Source organism: Proteus myxofaciens ATCC 19692, assembly GCF_001654855.1.
Lineage (GTDB): Bacteria > Pseudomonadota > Gammaproteobacteria > Enterobacterales > Enterobacteriaceae > Proteus > Proteus myxofaciens.
On the sequence record NZ_LXEN01000046.1, the window covers coordinates 21141 to 27449 of the forward strand.

At 32.5% G+C, this 6309-nt stretch carries 5 protein-coding genes; 3 read left to right on the plus strand and 2 right to left on the minus strand.

All coding sequences use genetic code 11. From position 1 onward, the window contains the following. The first annotated feature begins 123 nt into the window (after positions 1–123). From glnD to M983_RS05555, 3 genes are all read left to right on the plus strand, one after another. The gene (gene glnD, locus M983_RS05545) at positions 124–2769 is read left to right on the plus strand and encodes a bifunctional uridylyltransferase/uridylyl-removing protein GlnD (RefSeq protein ID WP_066748327.1); all 2646 of its coding nucleotides are present in this window, start codon (positions 124–126) and stop codon (positions 2767–2769) included. Positions 2770–2818: 49 nt separating this feature from the next. Further along, entirely contained in the window at positions 2819–3643 is an 825-nt protein-coding gene (dapD, locus tag M983_RS05550; RefSeq protein ID WP_066748330.1) for a 2,3,4,5-tetrahydropyridine-2,6-dicarboxylate N-succinyltransferase, read from the plus strand. 67 nt (positions 3644–3710) lie between these two features. Continuing rightward, positions 3711–4088, plus strand: a complete 378-nt coding sequence (locus tag M983_RS05555) for a DUF3461 family protein (RefSeq protein WP_066748332.1) — start codon at positions 3711–3713, stop codon at positions 4086–4088. Positions 4089–4300: 212 nt separating this feature from the next. Here M983_RS05555 and M983_RS05560 read toward each other — a convergent pair whose 3' ends face one another. Then, complete coding sequence (locus M983_RS05560; RefSeq protein WP_066748334.1) at positions 4301–4744, minus strand: flavodoxin; 444 nt, start codon at positions 4742–4744, stop codon at positions 4301–4303. A gap of 94 nt (positions 4745–4838) precedes the next feature. Further along, positions 4839–6309 (minus strand): hypothetical protein (locus tag M983_RS17505; RefSeq protein ID WP_167348673.1); only part of this gene is annotated, 1471 nt, incomplete at its 5' end.

Genomic DNA, 6309 nt, shown 5'->3' on the forward strand with positions numbered 1-6309 from the left:
CCGATAATTTAGCACAACAGCTGGTCAGCTCATCGTTTTAACATTAGTCTTATCATTATAGCCAATGGCCAATTTTGTTGAAAATAGCGTAAATCACATCATTATCAAGTGAGAAGACTACTTATGACAGCGACAAGCATATTTCAAACACCGCCCCCTTCACTACTTGCATTGACTGAAAATACATTCAATAGCACAACATTAAAGCTGCTTATTGAACAATTTCAATCATGGCTTACTGATGCTTTTCATCATGATGTTGATGTCGCAATTTTGCTTAAAGCACGCACTCAGTTTATTGATGAACTTCTCATACAATTATGGCATTACACTCAATTAAGCGATTATACCGATCTCTCTATTATTGCGGTTGGTGGATATGGTAGGGCTGAATTACATCCCCTTTCTGATATCGATTTACTTTTTTTAAGTAAGTCACCACTATCATCAGAAGCTGCTGAATCTATTAGTAAAGTGATTACATTATTTTGGGATGTTCGCCTTGAAGTTGGCGCAAGTGTAAGAACTATTGAAGAATGTCTTTTAGAAGGACTTTCTGATTTAACTATCGCAACAAATTTACTAGAAGCTCGTCTAATTTGTGGTAATGAAACACTATATAACCAACTAATTAATTATATTTTTAGCGAAGGATTTTGGCCTTCACCTCAATTTTTTGCTGCTAAAATTGAGGAACAAGAGCTACGCCATCAACGTTTTCACAGCACAAGCTATAATTTAGAACCTGATATTAAAAATAGCCCGGGTGGTCTACGTGATATTCATACATTGATATGGGTTGCCCATCGTCATTTTGGCGCAACCTCTATTTCTGAAATGGTTAATTTTGGCTTTTTAACCCCAGCTGAAGGACAAGAGCTTTTAGAATGCCAAGATACATTATGGCGAATTCGCTTTGCTTTGCATCTTGTACTTAACCGTTACGATAACCGGTTACTTTTTGATAGGCAGCTTAGTGTCGCTCAGCTTTTAAATTATAAAGGTGAAGGTAATCAGCCCGTCGAAAAAATGATGAAAGACTACTATCGCGTTACTCGCAGAGTTAGCGAGTTAAACGATATGTTATTGCAACTTTTTGATGAAGCAATATTAGCATTACAACCTGATGTTAAACCGCGTCCACTCAATAATGAATTTCAATTAAGAGGCTCATTGATTGATGTTATCGATGATAGTTGTTTTCTTGATGATCCTGTCTCTATCATGCGCTTATTTTTGTGTATGGCAGAACATAACGAAATAACGGGAATTTACTCAACAGCACTTCGACATTTGCGTTATGCTCGTCGGCATCTAGTACAACCATTATGTGAGTACCCACTAGCTCGAAAAGTATTCATGCAGATTTTACGCCATCCACGAGCGGTTTCTGGTGCATTTGTCCCTATGCATAAACATAGTGTTCTCGCCGCCTACTTTCCACAATGGAACAATATTGTAGGCCAAATGCAATTTGATCTTTTTCATGCCTATACCGTTGATGAACACACAATTCGAGTACTTCAAAAATTAGAACGCTTCGCCTATCCTGAAAATAAAGCCAAGCACCCCCTTTGTTGTGATATTTATCCTAAATTACCTCAACCAGAGCTACTACGCTTAGCCGCACTTTTTCATGATATTGGTAAAGGCCGGCATGGTGATCATTCGCTATTAGGTGCAAAAGATGTTGTTAACTTTGCACAACAACATGGATTAAATCAAAGAGAAACCGCCTTAGTAGAATGGTTAGTTAGTAGCCACTTACTTATGTCGGTTACAGCTCAGCGGCGTGATATCCAAGATCCTGATGTTATTTTTCAATTTGCAACAGAAGTCAAAAATGAGAGTCGTTTACGTTATTTGCTGTGTTTAACTGTTGCGGATATTTGCGCGACAAATAGAAGTTTGTGGAATAGCTGGAAACAGAGCTTATTAAGAGAGCTTTTCTTATCGACAGAAAATCAATTACGCCAAGGTATGCATTCCATTCCTGACTTACGTGAACGTATTCGCCATCATCGTTTACAAGCACTTGATATTTTAAAACAAGCACATGTCGATGAAGAAAAACGACAAGCCATATGGAATCGTTGTCATGCCGATTATTTCTTACGTCATACTCCAGAACAAATTGCATGGCACACACAAGCACTCATCAAGCATAATAGCGCAGAACCTATGGTGTTAATCAGCCAAAAAACAAAGCATGGTGGTACTGAAATATTTATTTGGTGTGCTGATAGACCTTCTCTTTTTGCTTCTGTTGCGGGTGAACTTGATAGACGAAATTTAAATATCCATAACGCTCAAATATTTACCAATCGCGATAATATGGCGATGGATACTTTTATAGTACTAGAACCCAACGGTAAACCACTAGCTGTCGATAGATATAGTAATATACGAAATGCATTAATCCGCGTTGTCTCCGCGCCTTATAATTCAAATGCAAAAACACGCACTTTACCGGCAAAACTACGTAATTTTGATGTACCAACAAAAATTAATTTTATCGCTTCTCATAATAATAAACGTACTTATATGGAACTATTTGCACGTGATAGCCCTGGTCTATTAGCGATTATAGGTAAGGTATTCACAGATCTTTCACTACAATTACATGGTGCAAGGATCACGACAATAGGTGAACGCGTTGAGGACTTCTTTGTCTTAACAGATAACGAAAATAAAGCATTAAACCAAAAAATGAAGGATAACGTCGTAGAAAGGTTGACAAAAGCCCTCATTTCAAAGGATAAAATATAAAAGCCCACGCGAAATACATACACGATAAAACATATAGGAAAGACATTTGATGCAAGCATTACAATCTATTATCGATAACGCTTTTGAACAATGTGCTGATATCACACCAAATAACGTTGAACCTCACGTTCGTGATGCTATAAATAACGTCATTGCACAACTCGATAGCGGTAAACTACGTGTTGCAGAAAAAATTGATGGCCAGTGGGTGACGCATCAATGGCTAAAAAAAGCGGTGCTGCTCTCTTTTCGTATTAATAACAACCAAGTTATTGATGGAAGTGAAAGTCGCTATTTTGACAAAGTACCAATGAAATTTGCAGATTATGATCAAGCACGTTTTGAAAAAGAGGGATTCCGTGTTGTACCACCAGCAGCAGTAAGACAAGGCGCTTATATTGCAAGAAATACTGTCTTAATGCCTTCTTACGTCAATATTGGTGCTTATGTTGATGAAGGTAGTATGGTTGATACATGGGCAACAGTAGGCTCTTGTGCTCAAATTGGTAAAAATGTTCATCTATCTGGTGGCGTTGGTATTGGCGGTGTTTTAGAACCTCTACAAGCCAATCCTACAATTATTGAAGATAACTGCTTTATTGGCGCACGTTCTGAAATTGTTGAAGGCGTTATTGTTGAGGAAGGTGCAGTTATCTCAATGGGTGTTTACATTGGCCAAAGCACCAAAATTTACGACAGAGAAACAGGCGAAATTCATTATGGCAGAGTACCAGCAGGCTCTGTTGTTGTTTCTGGTAACTTACCATCAAAAGATGGTAGCTATGGCCTGTATTGTGCCGTGATTGTGAAAAAAGTTGATGCTAAAACACGTGGTAAAGTGGGTATCAATGAATTATTAAGGACTATCGACTAATATAAAAAGCGGATAGAATAAATTCTATCCGCTTTTTTTCATTAATCTCTCTATCAGGTGCCATGCTATGTACGATAATTTAAAAAACTTAGGGATCCCACACCCTGAAGAAATTGACCGCTACACACTTCGCCAAGAAGCTAATAACGATATTCTTAAAATCTACTTTCGCAAAGGAAAAGGCGAATTTTTTGCAAAAAGCGTAAAATTTAAATATCCACGTCAGCGCAAAACTATTTCTGATAACCAAGGTTTTAAAGAAGTGAATGAAATCAATACTAACTTACGTTATGTTATTGAAGAATTAGATAGTATTTGCCAACAAGACCAAATTGAAGTCGATTTAAAACATAAAATACTTGATGATTTACGCCATCTAGAACATGTGGTTGCAAATAAAATTGCCGAAATTGAAGCTGATTTAGAAAAACTCACTCGTCGCTAAGACAAGTTATTTACATGATTTATTTATTATCCTAAATAGCACCAGTTATTAAAAGTTAACAATAATAAACGGTGCTATTTAATTAAATGGATAAAAACCCCTTTCAAAAAAATGTTATGGTCATTAGAGTTAATCATATTTATTTTATTATTTAAGAGTTATTTTGAAAAATATAAATAAAAAATAACTCATGATTAATTTTAGTGTAAAAATCAATCTAATTTTTTAACCCAATCTTCTAACCAATTAATAGCAAAAATTTCAGGTTCAGCGATATCACCGCCGTCTATCTGTAATATTTCACCAATACGCTTTGCCTGATGCTCTTGTAACAACGCATCAAATTGCAAACCCGCACTGCAAAAATTTTCGTAACTACTATCACCTAACGCGATTAAACCATATTGTAAATTAGGTTGATACCCAACACTATCTCGTAACCTATGGTAAAGAGGAGCAATAGTATCAGGCAATTCACCTTGGCCTGTTGTTGAAGTTATTACAAGTACTGTCGAATATTTTTGCCACTCTTCTAAAGTGCCTTCATCATACACATCTGCTTGATGTTGCTGCTCTAGTAAAATGCGCTGAGCCTCTTCAGCAACGGCTAATGCGTTACCGTAAACTGTACCTACAAAAATACCTATGTTAGCCATAATGTTTTATCCAATACATATTGTAAAAATTAAATAATCAATATATTTAACATATAAGGATCCAGTTTTACATTCAAGTGCATTAAATTATCATCTAGTTAAAAAGTGATTTTTTAAAGTTATTCCATTTTTTATTTTCACCATATAAATAACTTAATAAATCTATTGGCGGAGTTTCAGATAATATAGATCTTAAGGTTTTAATAATTTCATTATCAGAAAAAACACTCTGTTTGTCATTACTGCAGTTTTCAAAATGATGTAATATTTTATCAACTTTAACTAGATATTCATTTAGTATATGAATGTGCTTTTCATATTTTTCAAAAAAGAAAAACTTGTATATCTTGGATAAAAAACCATCTTCCTTTCTTTTTATGCAATTAGTTAAAATAGTTTTATATTCATTTATTTTCACGTCAAGATATTTAATTAAAGAACAAGAGGTATTTTCTCTTTTATTGATAAGATTAGAAACAATATCATTTATTTTATTTTCATATTCTTCGCAAGCAATAAAAAAAGGTTTAAGTATATTTAATTTATTTTTTAGAGAATCTACATTAAATTCTATTTTTTTTGTCATTTCTAGCAATTGGTCATTATCACTTATTTTTAAAAAATTTTCTTTTTTAAGATAATCTTGATAAAACTGTTTCAATTCCTTTGCAGATTCATTAAATTTATAGTAAATTTTTTCGTAGTGTTCTATATTTTCATAGGGTTCTAACTTATTAAGTTCTTTATAAATATTCAGGAATAATTTTTCACTATTTTCTGAAAAAGAAAATGCTTTAGAAAATTCATTAATATTTTTACAATTATTATATTTATATATTACTCCATGTATTTCCTTAACATTTGAATTAAGAAAATTAAATAAAATCTCAAACTTAGTTAATGTATCTCTATCAATTGGTACAATATCTTCTTTAACGTCCAATTTTGTTACAACTTTTTTATTATTTTCACATTTACTTTTATATCTTAATTTATTATCATCTATCCCTATACTACCCAATTTAATTAATAAAATTTTATTATGTTCTATTTCATAAGGTAACTCGCATCCTAAGTTAATTACTATTTTTTCATTTTTCTTATCAGAAATGATTTTATTAATAGACTTTGATTTGATATTCCCCAAAATATTTCCATTAAAAAACAAATTAACAATATTATTTTTATGAAAAATCATATTTTTTAAATTAGATGATTTCGCTTCATTAGATATGCTAGAAATTAATTTCCTTGCGCTTTCTATTGTTTTAATATTAACCACCTTTTTATTATTAAAAGATTTACTAATTAAAAATAAATCATTATTTTTATTACTAGCTTTATTAATTTTATCTAAATGTTTAAGATCATATTTTATATAATCATTAATAGCATTGGTTAATTCATTTTCTATTTTAGTGAAAATATTTTTATCAATATAAATTTTTTTATCATTACCTTTCTCTTCTAATATAAAAAAATTATCTGGAGATAACGAATTAGAACAATTAGTAATTTCACTAGATAGTAAAAAATTTATATTTTCTTTTTTATCACTTGCAGGT